General features: G+C 66.3%; 18 protein-coding genes. 2 read left to right on the top strand and 16 right to left on the bottom strand.

Annotated features, from left to right (window positions below; translation table 11 throughout):
- Window positions 1-299: 299 nt before the first annotated feature.
- From ACW17U_RS11975 to ACW17U_RS12005, 7 genes are all read right to left on the bottom strand, one after another.
- The gene (locus ACW17U_RS11975) at window positions 300-2,594 is read right to left on the bottom strand and encodes a glycoside hydrolase family 3 N-terminal domain-containing protein (RefSeq protein ID WP_492052667.1); all 2,295 of its coding nucleotides are present in this window, start codon (window positions 2,592-2,594) and stop codon (window positions 300-302) included.
- Window positions 2,595-2,660: 66 nt separating this feature from the next.
- Window positions 2,661-4,004: a dicarboxylate/amino acid:cation symporter gene (locus ACW17U_RS11980; RefSeq protein WP_492055729.1), complete on the bottom strand. Its 1,344-nt coding sequence runs from the start codon at window positions 4,002-4,004 to the stop codon at window positions 2,661-2,663.
- Window positions 4,005-4,176: 172 nt separating this feature from the next.
- On the bottom strand, window positions 4,177-5,526 hold the full coding sequence (locus tag ACW17U_RS11985) for a sugar MFS transporter (RefSeq protein WP_062145065.1): 1,350 nt from the start codon (window positions 5,524-5,526) through the stop codon (window positions 4,177-4,179).
- Window positions 5,527-5,769: 243 nt separating this feature from the next.
- Window positions 5,770-7,665: a hypothetical protein gene (locus ACW17U_RS11990; protein ID WP_492052669.1), complete on the bottom strand. Its 1,896-nt coding sequence runs from the start codon at window positions 7,663-7,665 to the stop codon at window positions 5,770-5,772.
- Window positions 7,662-8,090: a GtrA family protein gene (locus ACW17U_RS11995; protein ID WP_062145061.1), complete on the bottom strand. Its 429-nt coding sequence runs from the start codon at window positions 8,088-8,090 to the stop codon at window positions 7,662-7,664. Before ACW17U_RS11995 ends, ACW17U_RS11990 begins: the two co-directional genes overlap by 4 nt.
- A gap of 2 nt (window positions 8,091-8,092) precedes the next feature.
- The gene (locus ACW17U_RS12000) at window positions 8,093-9,595 is read right to left on the bottom strand and encodes an NAD(P)/FAD-dependent oxidoreductase (RefSeq protein WP_492052670.1); all 1,503 of its coding nucleotides are present in this window, start codon (window positions 9,593-9,595) and stop codon (window positions 8,093-8,095) included.
- An 804-nt stretch (window positions 9,596-10,399) separates the two neighbouring features.
- The gene (locus tag ACW17U_RS12005) at window positions 10,400-11,029 is read right to left on the bottom strand and encodes a glutathione S-transferase family protein (RefSeq protein ID WP_492052672.1); all 630 of its coding nucleotides are present in this window, start codon (window positions 11,027-11,029) and stop codon (window positions 10,400-10,402) included.
- 99 nt (window positions 11,030-11,128) lie between these two features.
- On the opposite strand from ACW17U_RS12005, the gene ACW17U_RS12010 reads away from it, so the two are divergent.
- Together ACW17U_RS12010 and ACW17U_RS12015 are read left to right on the top strand one after the other, a co-directional pair.
- Window positions 11,129-12,463: a spinster family MFS transporter gene (locus tag ACW17U_RS12010; RefSeq protein WP_492052674.1), complete on the top strand. Its 1,335-nt coding sequence runs from the start codon at window positions 11,129-11,131 to the stop codon at window positions 12,461-12,463.
- Between the two features lie 199 nt (window positions 12,464-12,662).
- On the top strand, window positions 12,663-14,168 hold the full coding sequence (locus ACW17U_RS12015; RefSeq protein ID WP_492052675.1) for a spinster family MFS transporter: 1,506 nt from the start codon (window positions 12,663-12,665) through the stop codon (window positions 14,166-14,168).
- A gap of 61 nt (window positions 14,169-14,229) precedes the next feature.
- Here the strand turns inward: ACW17U_RS12015 and ACW17U_RS12020 are convergent, their stop codons facing one another.
- From ACW17U_RS12020 to ftsA, 9 genes are all read right to left on the bottom strand, one after another.
- Entirely contained in the window at window positions 14,230-14,613 is a 384-nt protein-coding gene (locus ACW17U_RS12020; protein WP_492052676.1) for a Rieske (2Fe-2S) protein, read from the bottom strand.
- Window positions 14,610-15,617 (bottom strand): fumarylacetoacetate hydrolase family protein, encoded by a 1,008-nt coding sequence (locus ACW17U_RS12025; RefSeq protein ID WP_492052677.1) that lies wholly within the window; start codon window positions 15,615-15,617, stop codon window positions 14,610-14,612. Before ACW17U_RS12025 ends, ACW17U_RS12020 begins: the two co-directional genes overlap by 4 nt.
- Before the next feature lie 25 nt (window positions 15,618-15,642).
- Window positions 15,643-16,941, bottom strand: coding sequence for a homogentisate 1,2-dioxygenase (hmgA, locus tag ACW17U_RS12030; RefSeq protein ID WP_492052678.1), 1,299 nt, complete (start codon window positions 16,939-16,941; stop codon window positions 15,643-15,645).
- 103 nt (window positions 16,942-17,044) lie between these two features.
- Entirely contained in the window at window positions 17,045-17,275 is a 231-nt protein-coding gene (locus ACW17U_RS12035) for a hypothetical protein (RefSeq protein WP_492052680.1), read from the bottom strand.
- A 39-nt stretch (window positions 17,276-17,314) separates the two neighbouring features.
- Window positions 17,315-18,376, bottom strand: coding sequence for a 4-hydroxyphenylpyruvate dioxygenase (gene hppD / locus ACW17U_RS12040; RefSeq protein ID WP_492052682.1), 1,062 nt, complete (start codon window positions 18,374-18,376; stop codon window positions 17,315-17,317).
- A gap of 17 nt (window positions 18,377-18,393) precedes the next feature.
- Window positions 18,394-19,515 carry a histidinol-phosphate transaminase gene (gene hisC, locus ACW17U_RS12045; protein WP_492052684.1) on the bottom strand — a complete coding sequence of 374 codons (1,122 nt, stop codon included), beginning with the start codon at window positions 19,513-19,515 and terminating at the stop codon, window positions 18,394-18,396.
- A gap of 143 nt (window positions 19,516-19,658) precedes the next feature.
- Window positions 19,659-20,129, bottom strand: a complete 471-nt coding sequence (locus tag ACW17U_RS12050; protein WP_062145034.1) for an Lrp/AsnC family transcriptional regulator — start codon at window positions 20,127-20,129, stop codon at window positions 19,659-19,661.
- 302 nt (window positions 20,130-20,431) lie between these two features.
- Window positions 20,432-21,958, bottom strand: a complete 1,527-nt coding sequence (gene ftsZ, locus ACW17U_RS12055) for a cell division protein FtsZ (protein ID WP_492052686.1) — start codon at window positions 21,956-21,958, stop codon at window positions 20,432-20,434.
- 297 nt (window positions 21,959-22,255) lie between these two features.
- Window positions 22,256-23,581, bottom strand: a complete 1,326-nt coding sequence (ftsA, locus tag ACW17U_RS12060) for a cell division protein FtsA (protein WP_062145029.1) — start codon at window positions 23,579-23,581, stop codon at window positions 22,256-22,258.
- Window positions 23,582-23,598 lie beyond the last annotated feature (17 nt).

Below are 23,598 nucleotides of genomic sequence, written 5' to 3' on the forward strand. Positions count from 1 at the left end.
GCGTCAGGCGGCCCCGGACAAGGATCTGAGCGCGCGCCCAATGAGACGCGGAAACCCGGCAACATTTATAAATATCAATATCTTATTTGTTGACTGACCCGAACCTAGGATCACGCAGAGGTCGCTGCAGACGCTTGCCTGCACCCTGCGTCGGGATCGCTTATCAGCCTGTCGATCCCTCTCACACCGGTCCTGATGAACCAGGTGATTCGTCCCCTTGTTAAGAATTCGACGCTGGCGAGACTTTGCCTCGATCCTCTTGGCGTCGAAGCCAGAAGGGTTGATCAGGCAAACAGCGCCTAGCTATCCAGCAATTCGAAACTGCCGGTCAGACCATCGATCGACGAATTGGCCACCCACAGGTCGAAGACGCCGGGCTCGACCACCCAGCGGTCCTGGTCACCCAGGAACATCAGATTGTCGCGTCGAAGGTCGAACCGGATCTCGCGGCTGGCTCCCGGGGCCAGCGAGACCCGCTGAAAGCCTTTCAGTTCACGGACCGGCCGCGTCCGGCTGGCGACCCGATCCCGGACATAGAGCTGGACGACATGCTCGCCATGCACCGGTCCCGTATTGGCGACCTTGGCCGTGACATGCAGGGTATTGTTCCAGCGCAGACGGGCCTCGCTGAGCTTGAGATCGCTGAGCGCAAAGCTGGTGTAGCCAAGGCCAAAGCCGAACGGATAGAGCGCATCGTTACGGATCGACCGCCAGCGGGCCTTGTATTCCTGGCCATTGGGGTCGGCCGGGGCCGGGCGGCCCGTTGTCCGACTGTTGTAATAAAAGGGCTGCTGTCCGCTCTCGAGCGGAAAGCTGACAGGCAGTCGAGCCGATGGATTGACCGCTCCAAACACCACGTCCGCGACGGCGTTGCCCATTTCACTTCCCAGGAACCAGGTCGCCAGGATGGCCCTGGCGTCGCGCACCACGCCCTCCAGGGCGATGGCACGGCCATGGCGCAGCAGGACAACGACGGGCTTGCCGGTCGCTGCTATGGCTTCGGCCAGACGCTGCTGAACGGGCGGGATGCGGATATCGGTGCGGGACTTGGCCTCACCGCTCATGTCCTGGCTCTCGCCGACCGCCAGCAGCACGATGTCAGCCGCCTGAGCCGCCGCCACGGCCCGTTCGAAGCCGCCCGCGATCGTGGTTTCAACCTCGCAGCCGCGTTCGACGATCAGATCGGTCGGACTGGCCATGGCGGCGCGCAGGCCGGTGGCCAGGTCGACATTCAGGGACTTGTCGCCGAAAAAGGCCCACGGACCGGCGACATTGTCACGGTCTTCCGCAAACGGACCAATCAGGGCCAAGCGCTTGCCAGAACGCGGCAGGGGCAGGAGTCCGCCCTCATTGCGTAGCAAAACGATCGAGCGAGCGCCGGCCTCGCGGCTCAGCTGGCGCAGGGCCGGCGTCGCCGTGCGCATCGCCTCGACCTTGTCGTTGATCGAGCGGTACGGATTGTCGAACAGGCCCAGGGCTTCTTTCAGGGCCAGCACCCGCCGTACCGAGGCGTCAACCACGGCCATGGGCACTGCGCCGGAAGCGGTCAGTTCCGGCAGGTAGCGCAGATAGAGGCCACTCTGCATGCTGATGTCGACACCGGCGAGGATCGCCTGGCGTGCGGCGTCACGATCATCAACGGCAAAGCCATGAGCCACCAGTTCCTGGTCGGCGGTATAGTCGGAGATCACCACCCCCTTGAAGCCCCACTCGCCGCGCAAGACATCGGTCAGCAGGCGCTTGTTGGCGGTCGAGGGCACACCGTTGATGTCGTTGAAGGCCGACATGGTGCTCAGGGCACCCGCGTCAAAGGCGGCCTGGAAGGGCGGCAGATGCACCTCGCGCAAGGTGGCCTCGGACAGTTCGACGGCGTTGTATTCCAGCCCTGCCGTCACCGCCCCATAGGCGGCAAAGTGCTTGGGCGTGGCCAGCATGCTGTCTTCGGCCTTCAGGTCCTTGCCCTGGAAGCCCCGAACCCGTGCTGCCCCAAGGACCTCACCCAGATAGACATCCTCGCCGGCCCCTTCCGCCACCCTGCCCCAGCGCTGATCGCGCGCCACATCGACCATCGGCGCAAAGGTCCAGTGCAGACCCGAAGCCGTGGCTTCGGACGCCGCAGCCCGGGCCGTGCGCTCGCAGAGATGTGGATCAAAGCTGCCGGACTCGGCCAGGGGGATCGGGAAGACCGTGCGGAATCCATGGATGACATCGGCCGCGAACAGCAGCGGGATCTTCAGACGCGAGCCCTCGACCGCCGCCTTCTGCGCGTCCAGCGCCCCCTGGGTGCCCATGCCGTTCATCAAGACGCCGATGCGGCCGGCCCGGGTCTCGGCCAGCAGGGTCTGGGCGTTGCGAAGATTGACCAGGGGATTGATGTCGCCGATCGGCGGGCGGATCATGTCGGCGAAGCACGACAGCTGCCCCGCCTTTTCCTCGATGGTCATCCGGGCGAGAAGCGCCTCGATCCGATCAGAGGCCTTGCTGGCGGCATGGGCAGGAGCCGAGACGGCATAGCCAGCAAGGGCCGCCGCACCGGCCAGCATGGTCCGACGGCTCGGCCCGGATCGGCCGCCTTCACTCGCCTTCGACACCATCGATTCCCTCAACGTACCTGGAAAGGCAAACTCGCCGCTAACGTCGAGGGGCGCAACCGGGCTCGCCTATTCGGCGGCCTGCACGGCATCGTCCGGTGAGCGGGCGGCATTGTAGATCTCCAGATCCAGGATCCCTTCCCGCTTGGCCACGAGGGTCGGGATCAGGGCCTGGCCGGCGACATTGACCGCCGTCCGGCCCATGTCGAGGATCGGATCGATGGCCAGAAGCAGACCCGCGCCTTCCAGCGGCAGGCCCAGGGTCGACAGGGTCAGGGTCAGCATCACGGTCGCCCCCGTCAGCCCCGCCGTAGCGGCCGAACCGATCACCGAGACGAAGACGATCAGGAAATAGTCGGTCAGGTCCAGATGCAGGCCGAAGAACTGGGCCACAAAGATCGCCGAAATGGCCGGGTAGATGGCCGCACAGCCGTCCATCTTGGTGGTGGCCCCGAGGGGCACGGCGAAGGCCGAATAGGCGCGCGGGACGCCCAGACGGCCTTCGGTCACAGCCTCGGTCACCGGCAGGGTGCCGACCGAGGACCGAGAGACGAAGCCCAGCTGGATCGCAGGCCAGGCACCGGAAAAGAACTTCAAGGGATTGAGACCGTTGGCGGCCAGCAGGGTCGGATAGACGACGAACAGGACCAGGGCCAGGCCGACATAGATCGCCCCGGTGAAGGCGCCCAGCTGGCCCAGGGTGGTCCAGCCATACTGCGCGACGGCATTGCCCAGCAGGCCGATGGTGCCGATCGGCGTCAGACGGATCACCCAGGACAGGACCTTGCGGACCACGACCAGGGCCGAGGCGTTGAAGGCCAGGAAGCCCTTGCCCGCTTCGCCGGCCTTCAGCGCCGCGACGCCGGTGACCAGCGAGATCACCAGGATCTGCAGCACGTTGAACGACAGGGCGGTCTTGGCCACCCCCGCGTCACTGATGGTGGTTGAGGCCGTCAGGCCAAGGATGTTGGCGGGCACCAGGCCGGTCAGGAAGTCCAGCCAGGAGCCATGGGTCTTGGGGACATGGGCCTCGGTGGCTGCGACCGTCGTATGCAGGCCCGGCTGCAGGATCAGGCCCAGGGCAATCCCGATCAGCACGGCGATCAGGGCGGTGACGGCAAACCAGAACAGGGTCCGCCAGACCAGACGGGCGGCATTCTGAAGCTCGGCCAGATTGGCAATGCTGGCGACAATGGCGGTGAAGACCAGGGGCGGAACCAGAACCCGCAGCAGCTGGACGAAGATCGACCCGATCTGACGGAGGGTCTCGGCCAGGGCAAAGCCCGCCTCACCTTTCGCCGGACCCAGTTCGCGAGCCAGCAGTCCCAGGCCCAGGCCAATGACCATGGCCACCAGCACCTGGAAGCCGAAGCCGCTGATGAAGCGGGATTTGGAAGTCGCGGCAGCCATGATCGATCCTGAAAAATAACGCGCGCCCTATCTCGTGCGGATGGGGCGGATTTACCAGCCCGGTTTTCCGAGATCGACCTTAGGAAAGCTGGAAGGTTGGCTCCAAACGCAGCACGCCCGCCGGTGCCCCTTTTCAGGGCACCGACGGGCGTCTGTGTCGATCAGGCTTCAACGATTAGTGACCGCCACCGACGACGTCCTCGGTGATTTCATGCACGGGGGCCTTTTTGGCGGCCAGTGCGAACCACAGGACATAGACGTAGCAGACCAGCGGCGCGATGAAGCCCAGGGCCTTGGATCCGGTCGCCTGCTCGATCGAGGCGAACACCAGCGGCAGGACCGCGCCGCCCACGATGGCCATGCACAGCAGGCCCGAGGTCGCCGAGGTCGGCGCCGAGGACCGTTGCAGGGTCAGGGTGAAGATGGTCGGGAACATGATCGAGTTGAACAGGCCGATCAGCAGGGCCGCGCCAGCCGGGATCAGGCCGCTGGTCAGCGGAGCCTGGGCCAGGAACAGGTTCAGCACACCGGTATGGGCGCTGGGGACCATGTCCTTGGTGACGATCACGACCAGGCAGAGAGCGATCGCCCCCAGGGCCACGCCGGTCAGCAGCACATAGTCCTTCACGACCTTGAGCAGGGCCGAGCCACCGAAACGGCCGATCATGGCGAACACCATGTAGAAGGTCGTCAGCTTGCCGGCCTGCTCGGCCGAGATGTTGAGGATGTTGGTCTGCTCGAGGAACAGCAGCAGGTTCAGCGAGATCGCCACTTCGGCGCCGACATAGACGAAGATGCCCAGGGCACCCAGATTGGCCCATTTGGACGTCAGGGCGGCAAAGGGGCTGACCAGCTTGCCGGTCTTGGGGGCGGCGTCGGTGATCCGCTGGCGCACCAGGAAGATGGCCAGGATGAACAGGGCCAGGCCCACGCCGATGGCCAGATAGACGTTCGAGACAAAGCCCAGGGCCTGCTCGCGCATGGCCTGGGTGACGACGATGTCCTTCTCGAAGATCTCGCCCTTGAGCAGGAAGTTGGCACCGAACCACAGGCCGCAGGCCGCGCCCAGCGAGTTGAAGGCCTGGGACAGGTTCAGCCGGAACGAGGAGTCCTCGGGCTTGCCCAGCGAGGCGATCAGCGGATTGGCGGCCACCTGCAGCAGGGTGATGCCCGAGGCCATCACAAACAGGGCGGTCAGCACCAGACTGTAGGTGTGAAGCTTGGCCGCCGCGATGGCGATGAAGCAGCCGGCGACGATACCGCCAAGGCCGACCATCACCGATCTGGCATAGCCGAATTTCGAGAGGAACGCCGCCGAGGGCAGCGACATCAGGCCGTAGGCGATGAAGAAGGCAAAGCCCGTCAGGTTGGCCTGGACCGGGCTCAGGGTGAAGACCGTCTTCATGGTCTTCAGCAGGGGATCCAGCAGGTTGGTGACCAGGGCCCAGATGAAGAACAGGCAGGTGACATAGACGACGGCCAGGGCGACGCCCTTGCCCTTCTGGGCGGTTGCGGAGCTAGCCATCGATCAGACCTCGTTCCGCGACGACCGGCACTTCGCCGATCCATTCACCGTGGCGCGCATCGGCGCGCCGCAACCCAAGCCTGTCATGTTTCACTCCCCTGTCCGTCTTCGCGGGACGCGGCATTCCGTCCAGACGTGACAACGTTGTCAATAGAGAGTGCGCCGCAGCATCCATTTGAGAGCGCTAACAGTCGCAAGAAATGCCCGGCGCTGGGTCCTGCCTTGACCGCAGGAAGCGACGCCTCACCCCCCGCCGCAGGGGATGATGCCATAGGTCCGGGTGCTGAACCATTGGCCGGCGAGCTCCAGTTCATAAGGCTCGCGGGCGTTCCAGAGCCTAGCCCCGAGGGCTGGATCAAGCTGCGCGCCGGACGGCAGCGCCGCCACGACAAAGGCCGGTGCATCTCTGGCCGCGCAGAGCTCCCTGATCTGCGGCAGGGTCGGGACCTTCGGGGTCGTGGGCGCGGCACCGAAGGGGCTCTTCCAGTCCGGGCCGACCAGGCCGAGCGAAATCAGCCGGTCGATTCGGTCGTTCAGGACCAGGGCGAGGGGCCGAGACAGCACCACGCCGGCACCCTGAAACTTGCTGGCCCAGCCGGCCCGGCCCGCCAGGGTCCAGGGCTCGACATCCCCCACCAGCCACAGGACCTCTCCCGCCCGGTCCGACAGCAGGGCCTGCAGCTCAGGATCCGCTCCGGACTCCCGTTCGACCGCGAAGCCCGAGCGGTTGTCCCAGAGTAGCAGGGCCAGGGCAGACAGAACCACGGCCCCTAAAAGGGCACCCCGCGGCTTCAGCCAGTCCGGACGCGCCGCCAGGGCCAGGGCGGTGACGGCGGCAATCCAGCCCGGCAGGCCGCTGTTCCAGATCAGGCCGGGCCCCAGCCCCTGCCCGTCCGGCAGGGCCAGCAGGCCCTGTTGCAGGGCGCTGAACCTCAGGACGGCCCAGGCCGCCATCAGCAGGACCGTCAGGCCGAACACACCGCGCCGAACCAGGCCCGGCGCGCTCCAGGTGGCGCGCTCGCCGATCAGGACCGCCGCCAGGGCGATCGCGGCGGTGATCAGGGCGATCGCACCCCAGCCGATCAGGGTCCAGCCCAGGCCGAGCGCGCAAACCGCGATCAGCCCGGTCGGCCCCCGCCCCGCCAGGGCCCGGAGACAGACCGCTAGCCCGGCAGCGGCCAGGATCGCCATCAGGGCCTGGGTCCGCCAAGCCTGGATCTGGATCGGCAGGATCAGGGACAGACGGTCGGCCAGCCAGCCGAAGCCGACCCCCAGAAGACCGGCAATAAGGACAGCGGTCATCAGTCGGCGGACAGGGCCCCGGCTCAGACTTGCGGCAAGGCCGAGAGTCACGGCCTGGACCGCGATCCGGCCCCAGGCCTCGGCGGGCCAAAGAGAGACGAATACGGTAGGGCTGCGGGCCTCGCTGATCGCCCGCCAGGCCGGATCCATAACCCGCAGCAGGCGGTCGACCACGGGCAGATGAAGGCTCGCGGCGATCACCAGCAGCCCTCCCCCCGCCACACCGGCCAGCAGCCAGCGGCGGTCTTCAAGGCACAGGGCGACGAACAGCACCGCCAGGCCGCACAGGGCCATGATCGGATGCAGGGCCAGGGCCGCAACCAGCAGCCCCCCCGCCAGCCAGCGCCGGTCGGAGAGCCAGGCGGCCAGGGCCGCCAGGGCCATGGCCTCGACCAGGATGCGCGGGGTGGCAAAGGCCTCGCCATAGGCGAAGACCTCATGCGCCCCGTAATAGGGGGCGACGACAATGACGAGGATCGTTGCGGCCCGTCGCCAGGCCACTGGCAGGTCGGCCAGCAGCCGGGAGACCAGCAGCAGCAGGGCTGCCAGCCAGACGACGAGACCCAGCCCGCTGACCAGGGCCACGGCGGCATTCAGGCCCAGGCCCTTGACCAGCCAGGCCAGGACCGGGGTGTAGAGGCTGAAGCCGAACTGGCCGTCATGGGCGAAGATCACATCGCGGCCGACACCCTGTGGGTCCAGCCGCGCCAGGGCGTCGCCGAAATAGAGCCTGGCATCATGGCGCAGGCCCAGATGCACCCGGCTGAGGGCCAACAGGGACGCCGCGACCGCCAGGAACGCCCAGCGGCCGATCCGGGTGACGCCCTGCCCGCTCACGCCGCGGAGCGTGGGGCGCGGAACAGCAGCGCCCGCCGGACGATGAAGTTGAACACGAAGACCAGCCCCGCCGTCGGGATCTTGGCCAGGCCCGGGGCGAGATGCAGCTGCTCGACCCAGAGGGCCATCAGCAGCTGGGTCAGGATCAGGCCCGCCAGGCCGACGCCCAGGAAGCCGGCAAACTCGCGTCGGCGATCAGCAATCGGACGATGGCGGAAAACGACCGACACGCTGAGCCCGTAGGTGACCCCGATGCCGACGGAAAAGCCGATGGCTGCAGCCGCCAGATAGTTCAGGCCCGCCCCGTGCAGAACCAGCAGCAGGCCCCAGTCCACCGCCAGGGCCGCGGCGCTGGCCAGGCCGTAAAGGCCCAGTTCCCGCAGGCCGACCGGCAGCCGAAGCCAGAGCTCGCGGACCAGGCTCATGCTCAGGCGGCAACCTTTTGCGGCACCGCGCGGACGCTGGACAGGGCCTCGCGAGCCCCCGAGACACCGGCCTCGCCATACTCGGCGTCTTCGTTGACGTCCCAGACGTCGTGGATCGTCTCGCCGGCAATGATGTTCTCGGCCGTCAGCAGGCCGGTCATCATGGCGTGGTCCTGGTTGTTGTACTTGTGCATGCCGTTGCGGCCGACCAGATGCAGGCCCGGGAAGTGCATCTTCAGATCAAGGCGGATCATCCTGATGTGTTCGGCATAGCTGTCGTCATAGACCGGGTAGGCCTTGTGCTGGCGCACCACGCAGGCGTCATAGACCTCATCGGGGTTCATCAGGCCGATCTTGGCGATCTCGCGCTTGGCCTGGGCGACCAGGTCTTCGTCCTTGCTGATCCACAGGCCGTCGCCCTCGAAGCAGAAATATTCCAGGCCCAGGCAGGTCGAGACACCGTCGGGGATCATTTCCGGCGACCAGGAGCGGAAGTTCTGGACCCGGCCGACCTTCACCGACGGGTCGTGGATATAGATCCAGTTGTCGGGCAGTTCCTTTTGCGGCTTGCCGATCAGGACCACGGTGATGAAGTCGCGGTACATCAGCTCACCGGCATGGAACAGGCTGATCGGCGTGGGCGACACGGCCTGCATCAGCTCGCGCAGCGGGGCCGAGGAGACCACGTCATCGGCCGTATAGGTCTCCTTCGTGCCGTCGGCGCGGGTCACGTCAACGGTCCAGAGACGAGTGGCCTTGTCATAGTGCAGGCCCTCGACCTTGCGGCCCATGCGCAGCTGGCCGCCCAGGGCCAGGATCTTGTCGGCGCAGGCCTCCCACATCATGCCGGGGCCTTTGCGGGGATAGCGGAAGCTTTCGATCAGGGTCTTGGGCGCGCCCTCGGCCGTAACCTTGGCGCGGACGCCCAGCGAGCGCTTGACGCCGTCGATGATGGCGGCGGCCAGATCCAGGCCCTTGATACGCTGGCTGGCCCAGTCGGCCGAGATCTCGTCGCAGCTCATGCCCCACACCTTCTCGGTGTAGGTCTTGAAGAAGATCGAGAACAGCTTCTCGCCGAACTGGTTGCGTACCCACTGGTGGAAGGTGGTCGGATCCTTGATCGGACGCGCCTTGGCCCAGCCGAACGAGGCCATGCACTGGGTCGCCGTCCAGATGCCCAGATTGGCCAGGGCCTCGAAGGCCTTCAGCGGATAGGCGTAGAACTTCTCGCGATAATAGATGCGCGACAGGCGCGGCCGGTCGATGAAGTCGTCGGGCAGGATCTCGTTCCAGAGGTCGACCACCTCCTTGGACTTCGAGAAGAACCGGTGGCCGCCGATGTCGAACTTGAAGCCCTTGTAGTCGACCGTACGGCTGATGCCGCCGACATAGACCGGGTCCATCTCGAGCACGGTCACGCCCCGTCCGGCCTTGGCCAGGGTGTAAGCGGTGGTGAGGCCTGCGGGGCCCGCTCCGATCACCAGGGTTTCGACGTGCTGCGCCATGACTCTTCCCATCCCGTTTCAAGGCCAGAATGGCGGCGCTTGGTTAAGGCTGGGGCGCCAGACATGGTGAATCGCGGTTAATTGTGAATCGGAGCCCTTCAGTCGCGGCGAGTCCCGGACACGGCTTCGCCGCTTCACGCGGATGACCGCTGAAGGTGTGGGAAGGGCTGCGGAGCGCCCGGGCCTCGCCCGGATGTGAGTTTGAGTAGTACCGTTTCGACGAAGACGAACGCTCCGCGTGACCGTTATCCCTCTGGCCGGGGCGCGCGGGTCTGGTTCAACCCTTCACCCCACCCGGATCTTGTCCTTCTCGCGACGGACTTGAGCCTTGGGCTGCAGCCACGCCGATTCCGGAGGGACCCGGAGCGAACCTTCGGACGGGCGGAGGCCCTGGCAGACCCCCGATGGGCAGGTTTACGTCCCCCGCCCTCACTTTAAGCACGCCGGCACGGACATTCGTCTGACCGGTGGCCCCGCGCGATCACCCCTGACAGCCGTCTCTGGTCGCCGGCCGGACGCCCTTCCCGTGCTGTCAGGTGAGACCATTATGCGGGCGGATTCAGCGCGTCGGATTGGCGCGATCAGACTTTTTGCAGGGCATTGATTGGGCTGGGCTTTGTTTTGGAAACGCCGGGGACAGATCGGGCTCAATCCCCGTACTTGCCCCCTACGGGTCGCTTCGCGACCGTCTTCCCCCGGAGGGGGAAGATGGGTTCGCGCGGTTCATCTTCCCCCCGCAGGGGGGAGGACGACCTGCGGAGCAGGTCAGGAGGGGGCCTGCGGCGTCGGCCGGAAGGCGCGCGCCTACTCCGCCATCGCGTCCCGCTCCCAGGCCAGATACTCCGGCGTCTGCAGCAACCGATCACAATAGGCCTGAGCGGCCCCGGCATCGCCATATGCCGACAGCGCGATGCCATAGGTCCGGAACCGCGTCGCCACGGGGGTGTAGAAGGCGTCGGCGATCGACCAGTCGCCCAGCAGGAACGGACCGCCCGAGCGGGCCAGCAGGTCGTTCCACAGGGCGGTGATGCGGCGCACGTTCTTCCGGGTGGCCTCTGAGAGCTCAACCGTGCGCGGCGTCTCGTCCAGGGCCATCGGGCATTCGCTGCGCAGGGCCGTGAAGCCCGAATGCATCTCTGCAGTCGCCGCCCGTCCCAGGGCCCGCAGTGCCGCATCGGCCGGCCACAGCCCGGCATCGGGATATTTTTCGGCCAGATACTCGCAGATCGCCAGCGAGTCCCAGATCACCAGGTCGCCGTCCTTCAGCGCCGGGGCCAGGGCGCTGGGCGAGCTCTGGGCCAGGGCCGCCGCCGTGGCCTCGGCCTGGCGCAGCGCGACCAGGGTCTCGGTGAACGGCACGCCCAGACGCTTGAGCACCAGCCACGGACGCAGCGACCAGGTCGACCATTTCTTGGTGCCGATGACGAGTTCCATGAGCGCAGTCCTGCGAAAAATGGCGGGTAGTCAGGTCGCTTAACCTGCGTCTAAAGTCGCCACAACGATTAGAACAAGTGTTCGAGGGAGCAGACGCCCATGGCAGACACGGCCACACCGTCGCCGGTTATCAACCCCGTCTCGACCGGCTATCGCCGCTACGCCCTCTGGGTGCTGTTGATCATCTACACCTTGAACTTCCTCGATCGGCAGGTGGTCAATATTCTGGCCGAGCCGATCAAGCAGGAGCTGGGCCTGGCGGACTGGCAGCTGGGCATGATGACCGGCCTGGCCTTCGCCGTCTTCTATACCGTGCTGGGCATTCCGATCGCCCGCATCGCCGAGCGCAAGAACCGGCCGATGATCATTGCGACCTCGGTGGCCGTCTGGAGCGGCTTCACCGTGCTTTGCGGCTTCGCCCAGAACTTCTGGCATCTGATCCTGGCCCGCATCGGGGTGGGCGTCGGCGAGGCCGGCTGCACCCCGGCAGCCCATTCGCTGATCAGTGACTATGTGCCCAAGGAAAAGCGGGCCAGCGCCATCGCCTTCTATTCGATCGGCACACCCCTGGGGACCCTGGTCGGCATGGCCATGGGCGGACTGGTGGCCGATGCCTATGGCTGGCGGGTCGCCTTCATGGTCGCCGGTGCGCCGGGTGTGCTGTTTGCCCTGGTCGCGGCCTTCACCCTGATCGAGCCGCGCCGCCAGTTGGCCGCCGACATCGCCGCCCGTGCCGCCCAGCAGATCAGCTTCGGCGCCGCCCTGGCGGTTCTGGCGACCAAGAAAACCTTCTGGCTGGTGGCCCTGGCGGCGGCGGTCAAGGCCTTCATCGGCTACGGCCAGGCCCCGTTCGTCGCCTCGTACTTCTTCCGCAACCACGCGGCGGAACTGGCCAGCCTGGCCAGTATCTTCGGCCTGAAGTCGGCGGGCTTCCTCGGTCTGGCCCTCGGCCTGATGGGCGGCTCGGCCGGGGTCATCGGGGCCTGGCTGGGCGGAGTCCTGGCCGATCGCCTCGGGGCGAAGGACCTGCGGGCCTATGTGATCGTGCCGGCCATCGCCTCCCTGGCCGGGATCCCGCTCTATATCCTGGCGGTCTGCATGCCGACCGCCCTGCCCGCCCTGTTGATGCTGACAGTGCCGACCCTGCTCGGCACACTATGGTACGGACCCGTCTATGCCACCGCCCAGAGCATCGTCGATCCGGCCATGCGCGCGACCTCGGCTGCGGTGCTGCTGCTGATCATCAACCTGATCGGCCTGGGCTTCGGACCGCTGCTGGTGGGGGCGATCAGTGACATCTTCGCCGGGCCGCTCGGCATGGGCGCAGCCAAGGGCGTGCAGTGGGCCCTGATCATCTCGTCCCTGCTGGGGCTGATTTCGTTCGCCCTGTTCTGGCAGGCCCGCAAGACCATCCGCGAGGACATGGTGGCCTAGGGGCTGACACCCGCAAGACCTGCCCCCTTCGGGTCGCTCCGCGGCCGTCTTCCTCCGAAAGGGGGAAGATCGCCATGGGCTCGGAGGGGGCAAATGAGCCGCTCCGTTCACTCCGAAATTCCCTGCTGGCGCTGCGCGTTCCGTTAAGTCTACAGTCCCCTCAATAATTAGAACAAATGTTTGAAGGGAGAGCGCCAGCATGGCAGACGCGATCGCGTCCAGCGGGATCAAACCGCTGTATTCCAACGGCTACAAGGCCACGGTGCTGGGGCTGCTGCTCGCCACCTACACCTTCAACTTCATCGACCGGACGATCATCGCCACCATCGGTCAGGCCATCAAGGTCGACCTGAAGCTGACCGACACCCAGCTGGGCCTGCTCGGCGGGCTGTACTTCGCCCTGCTCTATACGATCCTGGGCATCCCGATCGCCCGCCTCGCCGAACGCTGGAACCGGGTGACGATCATCTCGGTCTCGCTGGTCATCTGGTCGGGCTTTACCGCCCTGTGCGGCAGCGCCGCCAATTTCGCCCAGCTGGCGGCCTATCGCTTCGGGGTCGGCATCGGCGAGGCCGGCTGCTCGCCGCCCAGCCACTCGCTGATCAGCGACTATTATGCCCCCAAGCAGCGGGCCACGGCCCTGTCGATCTATTCGTTCGGCATTCCGCTGGGCACCATGTTCGGCGCGGTGGCCGGTGGCTGGCTGGCCCAGGAGTTCAGCTGGCGCGTGGCCTTCGTGATCGTCGGCCTGCCCGGCATCCTGCTGGCCGTGATCGTCAAGCTGGTGGTCAAGGAACCGCCGCGCGGCCATTCCGAGGCCAAGGAACACCCCCTGGAGGCCGAAGACCTGGTGGTCGAGCCCCCCAAGCCGGCCTTCTCCATGCGCTCCGAGTTCAGCGAGATGTGGGCCGTCACCAAGGTGCTGTTCGCCAAATGGCCGGTACTGCACATGGTGCTGGGCGTGACCATCGCCTCGTTCGGCTCCTATGGCTCCGGTGCCTTCGTGCCGTCCTACTTCGTGCGAGCCTTTGGCCTGGACCTGGCGCAGGTGGGCCTGATCACCGGCCTGATCGGCGGCTTCTCGGCCGGGGTCGGCACGCTGATGGGCGGCTTCCTCAGCGACTGGGCCGGCAAGAAGAGCGCCAAGTGGTACGCCCTGACCCCGGCCATCGGCCTGACGATCTGCACCCCGATCTATATTCTCGCCTATCTGCAGACCAGCTGGGAGGCCACGGCCCTGATCCTGCTGATCCCGGGCATTTTCCACTATGTCTATCTGGCCCCGACCTTCGGCGTTGTGCAGAACTCCGTCGATCCGCGTCGCCGGGCCACGGCGACGGCCATCCTGTTCTTCTTCCTGAACCTGATCGCCCTCGGCGGCGGACCGGTCTTCACCGGCTGGCTGATCGACCATCTGGCGCAGTACAATTTCAACACGCCGAATGCCGGCGGGCTGATCTCGTCGCTGATCGGTTCGTTCGGACCGGACGGTGCCGCCAGCTTCTCCACCAGCTGCCCCGGCGGCGTCGCCCCCAAGGGTTCGCCTGCGGAGCTGGTCGATCTGTGCCGGACCACCCTGGCCCATTCCAGCCAGCAGGGCATCATTGTCTCGCTGTGCTTCTATGCCTGGGCCGGACTGCACTACGCCCTGGCCGCCATCGGCATGGTCAAGCACATGAAGGAAAGGGCGGTGGCCCAGGCCTAGGGCGTCTAGCGCCACCTCTCGACCGCTCTCCCCGGCGAAAGCCCGGGAGAGCGGTGTTGGTTCAGGCCGTAAAGATCCGCCCCTCGCGAACCTCGACCGGCCACGGTGACAGGCTCGCCCCCACGCAGGGGCCACCGACGCAGGCCCCGGTCTCCACCTTGAACACCGCCCCGTGCCAGGAGCAGGCAATCAGCCCGCCATCGGGGGTCAGATACTGGTCAAGCTGCTGGGCCAGGGGCAGGCCGGCATGAGGGCAGCGGTCGACATAGCCAAACACGTCCCCGCCCCGCCGCACCACAAAGCCGTGGAAGCGGTTGGCCCCGATCTGCAGGACAAAGTTGCGGGCACCGCCGTCGGCGATCAGCTCGACCGGACCAAGACCGACGCCGGCCGGTGTCTTGAAGACCCGACCGGCCGGCTCGACCTGTTCGCTCTCTGGACTCAAACCCGCTCGACCGACTGCTCGATGGCCCCGAAGATCGAGTGGCCACGCGCGTCTTTCATCTCGATCCTGACGGTATCACCACCCAGCAGGAACGGCGTCACGGCCTTGCCATGCAGCAGGGTCTCGACGGTGCGCACCTCGGCAAGGCACGAATAGCCAAGCCCGCCCTCGGCCACCGGCCGGCCCGGACCCTCGTCGGCCCCGCGATTGCTGACCGTGCCCGAACCCACAATGGTCCCCGCCGACAGGGCCCGGGTCTTGGCGGCATGGGCCACCAGGGTCCCGAAGTCGAATGTCATGTCGACGCCGGCGTCGGCCTTGCCGAAATCCTTGCCGTTCAGCGAGACCAGCAGGGCGCCGTGCAGCTTGCCGTCCTTCCACGCGTCACCAAGCAGGGCCGGCGTCACCGCAACCGGCGAAAAGGCGCTGGCCGGCTTGGACTGCACGAAGCCGAAGCCCTTGGCCAGTTCGTCGGGGATCAGGTTGCGCAGGGAGACATCGTTGCACAGCATGACCAGACGGATCGCCGCCAGGGCTTCCTCGCGCGTCGCGCCCAGCGGAACGTCACCGACGATCACCGCCACCTCGCCCTCGAGATCGCAGCCCCAGGCCGCATCGGCCAGGGGGATGTCGTCGCGCGGACCGAGGAAGCCGTCAGACGCCCCCTGGTACATCAGGGGATCGGTCCAGAAGGTCTCCGGCATGGACGCGCCGCGGGCCTTACGCACCAACTGCACGTGGTTCACATAGGCGCTGCCGTCGAGCCACTGATAGGCCCGCGGCAGGGGACTGGCAGCGTCGTGCTCGTGGAAGCGCTCCTTGGGCACCGCGCCGTGCTCAAGGCTCTCGGCCAGACCGCGCAGCAGAGCCTCGCACCGTCCCCAGTCATCCATCGCGGCCTGCAGGGTCGGGGCGATCGTCGCCGCGTCAGTGAACCAGGCCAGGTCGTTGGAGACCACCACCAGACGGCCGTCGCGGCCGTCCTTGAGAGACGCAAGCTTCATAGGCGCTTCCTCGTTATCGTTATCGTTAAGGCAGGACGGCCTTGGGGAAGCCCGACCAGCAGGCGTCATAGTCCGCCTGAAGCGACGAATGCTCCAGAGCAAATCGCGTCGGACGCAGCGTCCAGCGGCTTTCAAACATGAAGGCCAGGGTATTTTCGATCTTGTGCGGTGCAAGATCGGCCGCCACCGCCCCCTGCCAGCTGGCAAGATCGGGCCCGTGATCGCTCATCGGGTTGTGCAGCGACGCGCCGCCCGGCGAGAAGCCGCCCGCCTTGGCGTCATAGGCCCCGTGCACCAGGCCCATGAATTCGCTCATCACGTTGCGGTGGAACCAGGGCGGCCGGAAGGTCTGCTCGGCCACCATCCAGCGCGGCGGGAAGATCACGAAGTCGCAGTTGGCCGTGCCCGGGATCTCGCTGGGCGAGGTCAGGACCGTGAAGATCGACGGATCTGGATGGTCGTAGCTGACCGTATTGATCGTGTTGAAACGGGCCAGATCATAGCGGTACGGCGCGAAATTGCCGTGCCAGGCCACCACATCCAGCGGACTGTGGTCCCATTGCGAGGTCCAGAGCCGGCCCTGGAACTTCTGGATCACCTGAGTCGAGGCCTCGACATCCTCGAAGGCCGCGACGGGGGTTTCGAAGTCCCGCGGATTGGCCAGGCCATTGGCCCCGATGGGCCCAAGGTCCGGCAACTTGAAGGCCGCGCCATAGCTCTCGCAGACATAGCCCCGCGAGGGCCCCGCGACCTCGACCCGGAAGCGGATGCCACGGGGGATCACGGCGATATGGCCCGGCCCCGCCGTCATCACGCCCATCTCGGTGACCAGGGTCAGGACCCCCTGCTGCGGCACGATCAGCAACTCGCCGTCGGCGTTCTGGAAGACGCGATCCGTCATCGACCGGTTGGCGAGATAGAGCTGCACACCGATCCCGGCCTGGGTGGCCACATCGCCATTGCCGGCCAGGGCCCTCAGACCATCGACGAAATCGGTCGGTGCCTCGGGGATCGCGATCGGGTCCCAGCGCAGGCGGTTGGGTGTCACGGGCCCCTCGAACGTCCCGTCGCACAGGCCCGGCTGAGCATAGGGCTCATAGCGGCCATGGCCGGCACTGGGGCGCAGGCGATAGAGCCAGCTGCGGCGGTTCTCGGCCCGGGGTGCGGTAAAGGCCGTCCCCGACAGCTGTTCGGCATAGAGCCCGAAGGGCACCTTCTGCGGCGAGTTCTGGCCGACCGGCAGAGCACCGGGCACGGCCTCGGTGGCGAAGTGATTGCCGAAACCGAATTGGTATTTGAACGCGTTTATTTCAGTCACGTGCATCCTCCCCCACCTCCGCTCTTCCCGGCGAAGGCCGGGACCCAGATTCATCCGGAGCGGTTCGTGGGCTTCACCTGGGCCCCGGCCTTCGCCGGGGAGAACGGAACTATGTTGGCTCCGCGGCCTTGAATGCGAGGAAACGCCCGTAGAGAGCTTCCACCTTCTCCACCGAACTCGCCTGTCCAAAAAGGATCGCGGGCTCGGGTTTGTCTCTTAGATCGAAGTGGACGTAACATTCCTCTGTCAGGAAATCGTCCAAGTGATCAATGAGTTCGAAGTCGGTGCTGGAAAGCACCACGCCATGCTCGGTATCGCGGATCTCTATTGGAAGCGTCATAGCGCGATCACACGCCATGACGCGCACCGGGTAAAGCCCCTACGCCTCGACCGTGATCACGCCGCGGCGGATCTGGTCCAGCTCGATGCTCTCGAACAGGGCCTGGAAGTTGCCGTTGCCGAAGCCTTCATTGCCCTTGCGCTGGATGACCTCGAAGAAGATCGGGCCAAACAGGTTTTCAGTGAAGATCTGCAGCAGCAGGCCTTCCTCGCCGACATTGCCGTCCAGCAGGATGCGGTTCTTGCGCAGGCGCTCGAGGTCCTCGCCGTGGCCGGGCACGCGCTTGTCGACCAGTTCGTAATAGGTCTCGATGGTGTCCTGCAGCTTGACGCCCCGGGCGCGCAGCCTCTCGACCGTGTCGTAGATGTCGGGGGTGGTCAGGGCCAGGTGCTGGATGCCTTCGCCATTGTACTGGCGGATGAACTCCTCGATCTGGCTCTTGTCGTCCTGGCTCTCGTTCAGCGGGATGCGGATCGCCTTGTCGGGCGCGATCATCGCCTGGCTGAAAAGGCCGGTCGCCTGGCCCTTGATGTCGAAATACTTCTGCTCCTCGAAGCCGAAGACATCGCGATAGAAGGTCGACCAGGTGCGCATTTGGCCGCGCTTGACGTTGTGGGTCAGGTGGTCGAGCAGATCGAGGCCGACATTGTTGCGGACCTCGGCCTCGGCGGCACCGGGTACCGGCGTCCACGAGGCGAACACGGCATCAGCGCCCTCGACCAGGTACAGCATCGAGCCGCCGATGCCTTCCAGCACCCGCGCGCCTTCGCCCAGCACCGTGACCGAAGCGTCGGCGGCGACGGCCCCGCGCTTCAGGGCCTCGGCATAGGCCGCCTCGATGTCGGCGACGCCGAAGGCCATGCCATTGGCCGAAGGGCCATGGGCGGCGCGGAATTCGGCGACCTGGCCGGTCGGCTCGTCATTGACCAGCAGGTTGATGCGGCCCTGCTTGTAGCGGGTCACAGCCTTGGTCGGATGGGTGCTGGCGGCAACGAAGCCCAGTTGCTCGAACAGCGCCTTCATGGCGGCCGGATCGGGGCTGGTGAACTCGACAAACGCGAAGCCGTCGAGGCCGAGCGGGTTTTCAGCGGTCATGGCCATGGTCAACCTCCAGAAACTCAGTGCGCCAGTGCGGCCGGCAGGGCGGCGATCAGGCGGTCATTGTCGGCCGGACGGCCGATGGTGATGCGAACCCAGCCACCGGCGACCGGGGTGGGACGGATGATAAGCCCTTCCTGCAACAAACGCTCGGTCGTTGCTTCGGGACCCGCGGGCGTCTTCAGGAAGACGAAATTGGCGTGGCTCCGGGTATGCTCGATACCCAGGGCCGTGAGCGCCGTCTCGACCCGGCCGCGCTCGGCGATGGTCAGGGCGACCGTGCGCTCCAGGTGCTCGACATCGGCCAGGGCCGCCAGGGCGGCGGCCTGGCTGGCGGCGGTGACATTGAAGGGCGGACGCAGGCGGTCGAGATAGCCGACCAGTTCAGCCGAGGAGGCGATGCCATAGCCGACGCGCAGGCCGGCCAGGCCATAGGCCTTCGAGAAGGTCCGGGCCGACACCCAGGGGCCGCCCCAGGCCTCCAGCAGGGCGAAGGTATTGAAGGCCTCGTGATACTCGCGATAGGCCTCGTCGACGAAGACCACGGTCGAGCGCGGCGTCACGGCCAGGATCTCGCCGATATCGACGCCGGTCAGGGCATTGCCGGTCGGATTATTGGGCGTGCACAGGACCAGCAGCTTGGGGCCCTTGGCCGCCTCGACCTTGAAGGCCTCAACATCGAGATCGAAATTGGCCAGGCGCGGCACGTCGATGATCGTCGCCTCGGCGCAACGGCCGAAGATCTCATAGGCCGGGAAGGTCGGGGTCGACAGCAGGATGGTTTCGCCCGGTGCGATCACGGCCCGGAACAGATAGTCGATCAGGCCCTCTGAGCCCGGCGACACCACGATGCGGGCCGGATCGACGGCCAGGCTGGTGGCCAGGGCATGGCGCAGGGTCTCGGAATAGGGGTCAGGATAGATTTCCGGATGGGCCATGGCCGCCATCACGGCTTCGGCCACCTTGGGGCTCGGGCCCAGCAGGTTTTCGTTGCTGGCCAGCTTGGAAAAGTCGCTGCGCCCGGCGCGCCGACCGGCCTCGGCCAGGGTCATGCCGGACTTGTAGGGCTGAACGGTTTCCAGCGCCGCACGGACGGGCGACGGGACGGCCGAAGCCAGGGGCTTCTGGTCGACAACCAGCATGACTACCGCTCCTCGAATGAACAGCGGTCTGAGTAGCGGAAAATCGAAGTCAGAACCTGTCGATCATGACCATGAAAACGGCCTTATAGGTCATTAAATGCTAGACTTGAGCCCTGGAATGGCACGATCCGCCGAACAACAGGCTAGTCGAGATAGTCGAGTGGCAGGGCCGTGGAGTCCTTGATGGTGTCCAGCACGAAGCTGGAGCGGATATCCTTGACCGCCGGCATCTTCAGAAGACGCTTCATGGTGAAATCCGCATAGGCGTCGAGATTGGGCACGGCCACCTTCAGAAGGTAGTCGTAGCCGCCGGTCATCACATAGCAGCCGACCACTTCAGGCTCGCGCAGGACCGCTTCGCGGAAGGCCTCGGCGGCGGTTTCCGTATGCCGGTCAACCTGGACTTCCACATAGGCCAGCACGTCCAGTCTGGCCTTGCGCCGGTCCAGAAGCGCCACATAGCCGGCGATCAGGCCGCTGGCCTCCAGTTGCTTGACCCGGCGCAGGCAGGGACTGGGCGACAGGCCGACCTGCTCGGCCAGATCGACATTCGAAATCTTGCCGTCCTGCTGAAGGATCTGAAGGATCTTGCGATCGGCGCGACTGAGCTTCATGTGACCGATTTCGATGAGAAGTTGGCAGGATGTGCCAAGCCTTAGCAGATCCTCGCCCGATCGCGCAGTGACTTCCCCGACGCTCGGGCAACGAAAAATGTCATGCCGGACACGCCCGGCGAAAGCCGGACGCAGATCCGGGACCGCCGGAAGCTCCGAGTTCACGCGACGGTCCCGGATCTTCGCGCTACGCGCTCGTCCGGGATGACAGACCTCTTCGCCACTTCAGGGTGAAGATCAGACAGCAAAACGCCCGGGGCTTTCACCCCGGGCGTTTCAGAAGCTAGATCTGACCAGGTCGATCAGTTGGCCAGGCGACGCAGGAACGACGGGATTTCGAGATCCTCGCCTTCATCGAGCTGCTGGGCTTCCAGCGGCTGGGCCGCCGTCCGCCCCCCGGAGGCCGTGCGGGCCTGGGGCTGTTGCGGCGGCGCAGGCTGCTGGTCATAGCGCTGGCGACCGCCACCGAAGAGGCTCATCCAGCCGCCGGACTTGGCGGGTTGGCGATCGGCGTAGTGCTGCTCGGTATAGAGCGGCGCATCATCAACGTCCTCGACCAGCGGATCGACGATCCGGGTCACAGTCCGCGGGGCCGGCGTGGTGATACGAGGCTCGGGGGCGGCCTCGGACACGACGGGCTCCTGGAAATAAAGATCGGCCTGGGGCGCTTCCTCCACCAGTTCCGGCTCGGGCTCATAGGCCGGCTCCGGCGCATAGGCGGTCGGGCGCTCGGCGGGACGGGCCTCGTAGCGCGAGGTCGGGCGGGCCGGCTCCGGCTGCGGCGCGGGACGCGAGGTCTCGGCGATCAGCGGGGCGGCCGAGGTATTGCGGGCGACCGGCTTGGGTTCGATCTGAGCGATGGAGGCTCCGTCCATGCCGGTGGCGACCACCGACACGCGGATCACGCCTTCCAGCGACGGATCGAAGGCCGCGCCGAAGATGATGTTGGCTTCCGGATCGACCTGGTCCGAGATCGCGTTGGCGGCCTCGTCGACTTCCAGCAGGGTCATGTCCATGCCACCGGTCACATTGACCAGCACGGCCTTGGCACCCTTGAGCGAGACTTCGTCCAGCAGCGGGTTGGCGATGGCGTTCTGGGCGGCCATCAGGGCGCGGTCTTCACCGGTGCCCTCGCCGGTGCCCATCATCGCCTTGCCCATCTCGGTCATGACCGTGCGGACGTCGGCGAAGTCGAGGTTGATCAGGCCCGGCAGGACCATCAGGTCGGTGATCGAGCGAACGCCCGAGTGCAGGACCTGGTCAGCCATGCCGAAGGCTTCGGCGAAGGTCGTGCGCTCATTGGCGACGCGGAACAGGTTCTGATTCGGAATGACGATCAGGGTGTCGACATAGCGCTGCAGCTCACCGATGCCGGCATCGGCCAGACGCATGCGGTGACGGCCTTCGAAGTGGAAAGGCTTGGTGACGACGCCGACGGTCAGGATGCCGCGCTCGCGGGCGCACTTGGCGATGATCGGGGCTGCACCGGTGCCGGTGCCGCCGCCCATGCCGGCGGTGATGAAGACCATGTGGGCACCGTCCAGGTGCTCGCCGATCTCGGGGAAGCTTTCCTCGGCGGCGCTCATGCCGACCTCGGGGTGCGCACCTGCGCCCAGCCCCTGGGTCACCTGAACCCCGAGCTGGATGCGACGGTCGGTCTTGGCGAACTGCAGTTGCTGCGCGTCAGTATTGGCGACCACGAACTCAACACCTTCGAGGCCCGCCTCGATCATGTTGTTGACGGCATTGCCGCCCGCGCCACCGACGCCGAACACGACGATACGGGGCTTCAGTTCAGTGGTGCGCGGCGCTGAAAGAGAAATAGCCATGGAACCCTCGCGACCTTACGCCGAAATCGTCAAACAGGACCCCGGCGATTCAACCGTCGGGAACGCCTCGACGATTGGGTTAACAGAACAACCACCATCGTTAATCGGCGGTTAACTGCATAATATGAGTCGGGGACAGGTCGAGCGCCGCCTGAGAACAATTTGTCCTGGCTCGGCAGAATCTCTTGGCGCGCAAAGGGTTCTGGAGACTTGATGCGACGGAACGCCGCGATTTCCTAATTCAGGCCGGCCCGAGAGCTTGACCGGACTTTCGGGCCTGATGGCGCGAGTCGGTCGTCACAGATTGTCGCGCAGCCAGGCGGCGGCCTTGGCCATCGGGCTGGCATTGGGATCCATCGGACGCTTGCGCAGGGCGGCCGCAGCCAGGGCCTTGGGCGAGACCACTTCGCGCGGTCCGAAGGCCGAGCGGTGCAGCACGCCGGCCGCCGCGCAGAAGGCCGGACCCGAGGCCGCATCGGCCAGGTGCGGCACCCGGCGCGGGCGGCCCAGGCGAACCGGACGATCAAAGACCCGGACGGCGACTTCGCGGACACCGGCCAGCTGGCTGGCACCGCCGGTCAGGACAATGCCGGCACCCGGTTCAACCGGGGCACCCGAGGCCCGGAGGCGCTCACGCAACAGTTCCAGGGTCTCTTCGACGCGGGGCTGGATGATGCCCTTCAGCAGGCTGCGCGGCGCGATGACCGGACCGGCGCCCGGATCGTCACCGCGTGGCGGGGCCTCGATCATCTCGCGGTCTTCATTGGCCGAGGCGATGGCGCTGCCGTGCAGGGTCTTGATGCGCTCGGCCCCGGCGACCGAGGTCTGCAGGCCCCGGGCGATGTCCTGGGTCACGTGCCCGCCGCCGACGGCGAGGCTGTCGACATGGCAGAGCGCGCCATTGTTGAACACCGCCACCGAGGTCGAACCGCCGCCCATGTCGATGCAGACGGCACCGAGGTCCATCTCGTCCTCCTCCAGGGCCGCCAGGGCCGAGGCAAAGGGAGCGGCGACCACGCCCTCGAAGGACAGGTGAGCCCGCTCGACGCAGTGGGCGAGGGTGTGGAAGACGTTTTCGTTGATCGAGACGACCAGCAGTTCCAGGCCCAGCGAGCGTCCGAACATGGCCCGCGGATCGCGAATGCCGCGCTGGCCGTCAACGGACCAGGCGATGGGCAGAAGGTGGATCGGCTTGCGACCGGGAATCTTGACCTGGGCCAGGGCCGAGGCGATGGCGCGCGACAGGTCGCCGTCGGCGATCGGCCGGGCCCCGAGCGAGACCTGGGTATGGACGCGGTTGCTGGCCAACTGGCCGCCGGCGGTGCAGACGCTGACGCCCTGAACATTGAGGCCGGCCACGGTTTCGGCCCGCTCGACGGCCTGGGCGATGGCCTGGGCTGCTTCGTCCAGATTGACGATCGCCCCGCCGCGCACACCGCGCGACTGCACATAGCCGACCCCGGCCGTGGTCAGGGTGCGGTTGTCACGATGAATGCCGTCGGCCTTCATGATGAAGCATGTGACCTTGGAGGCCCCCAGATCGACAGCCGCGACCGCAGGCTGACGCACCAGCGTCGCCTTCAGGCCATCGCGGGCCTGTTTCCGATCTTCCAGTCGCGACATCGCTATCGGCACCCCAA

The sequence above is a fragment of the Caulobacter sp. AVps16 genome (genome assembly GCF_058681455.1).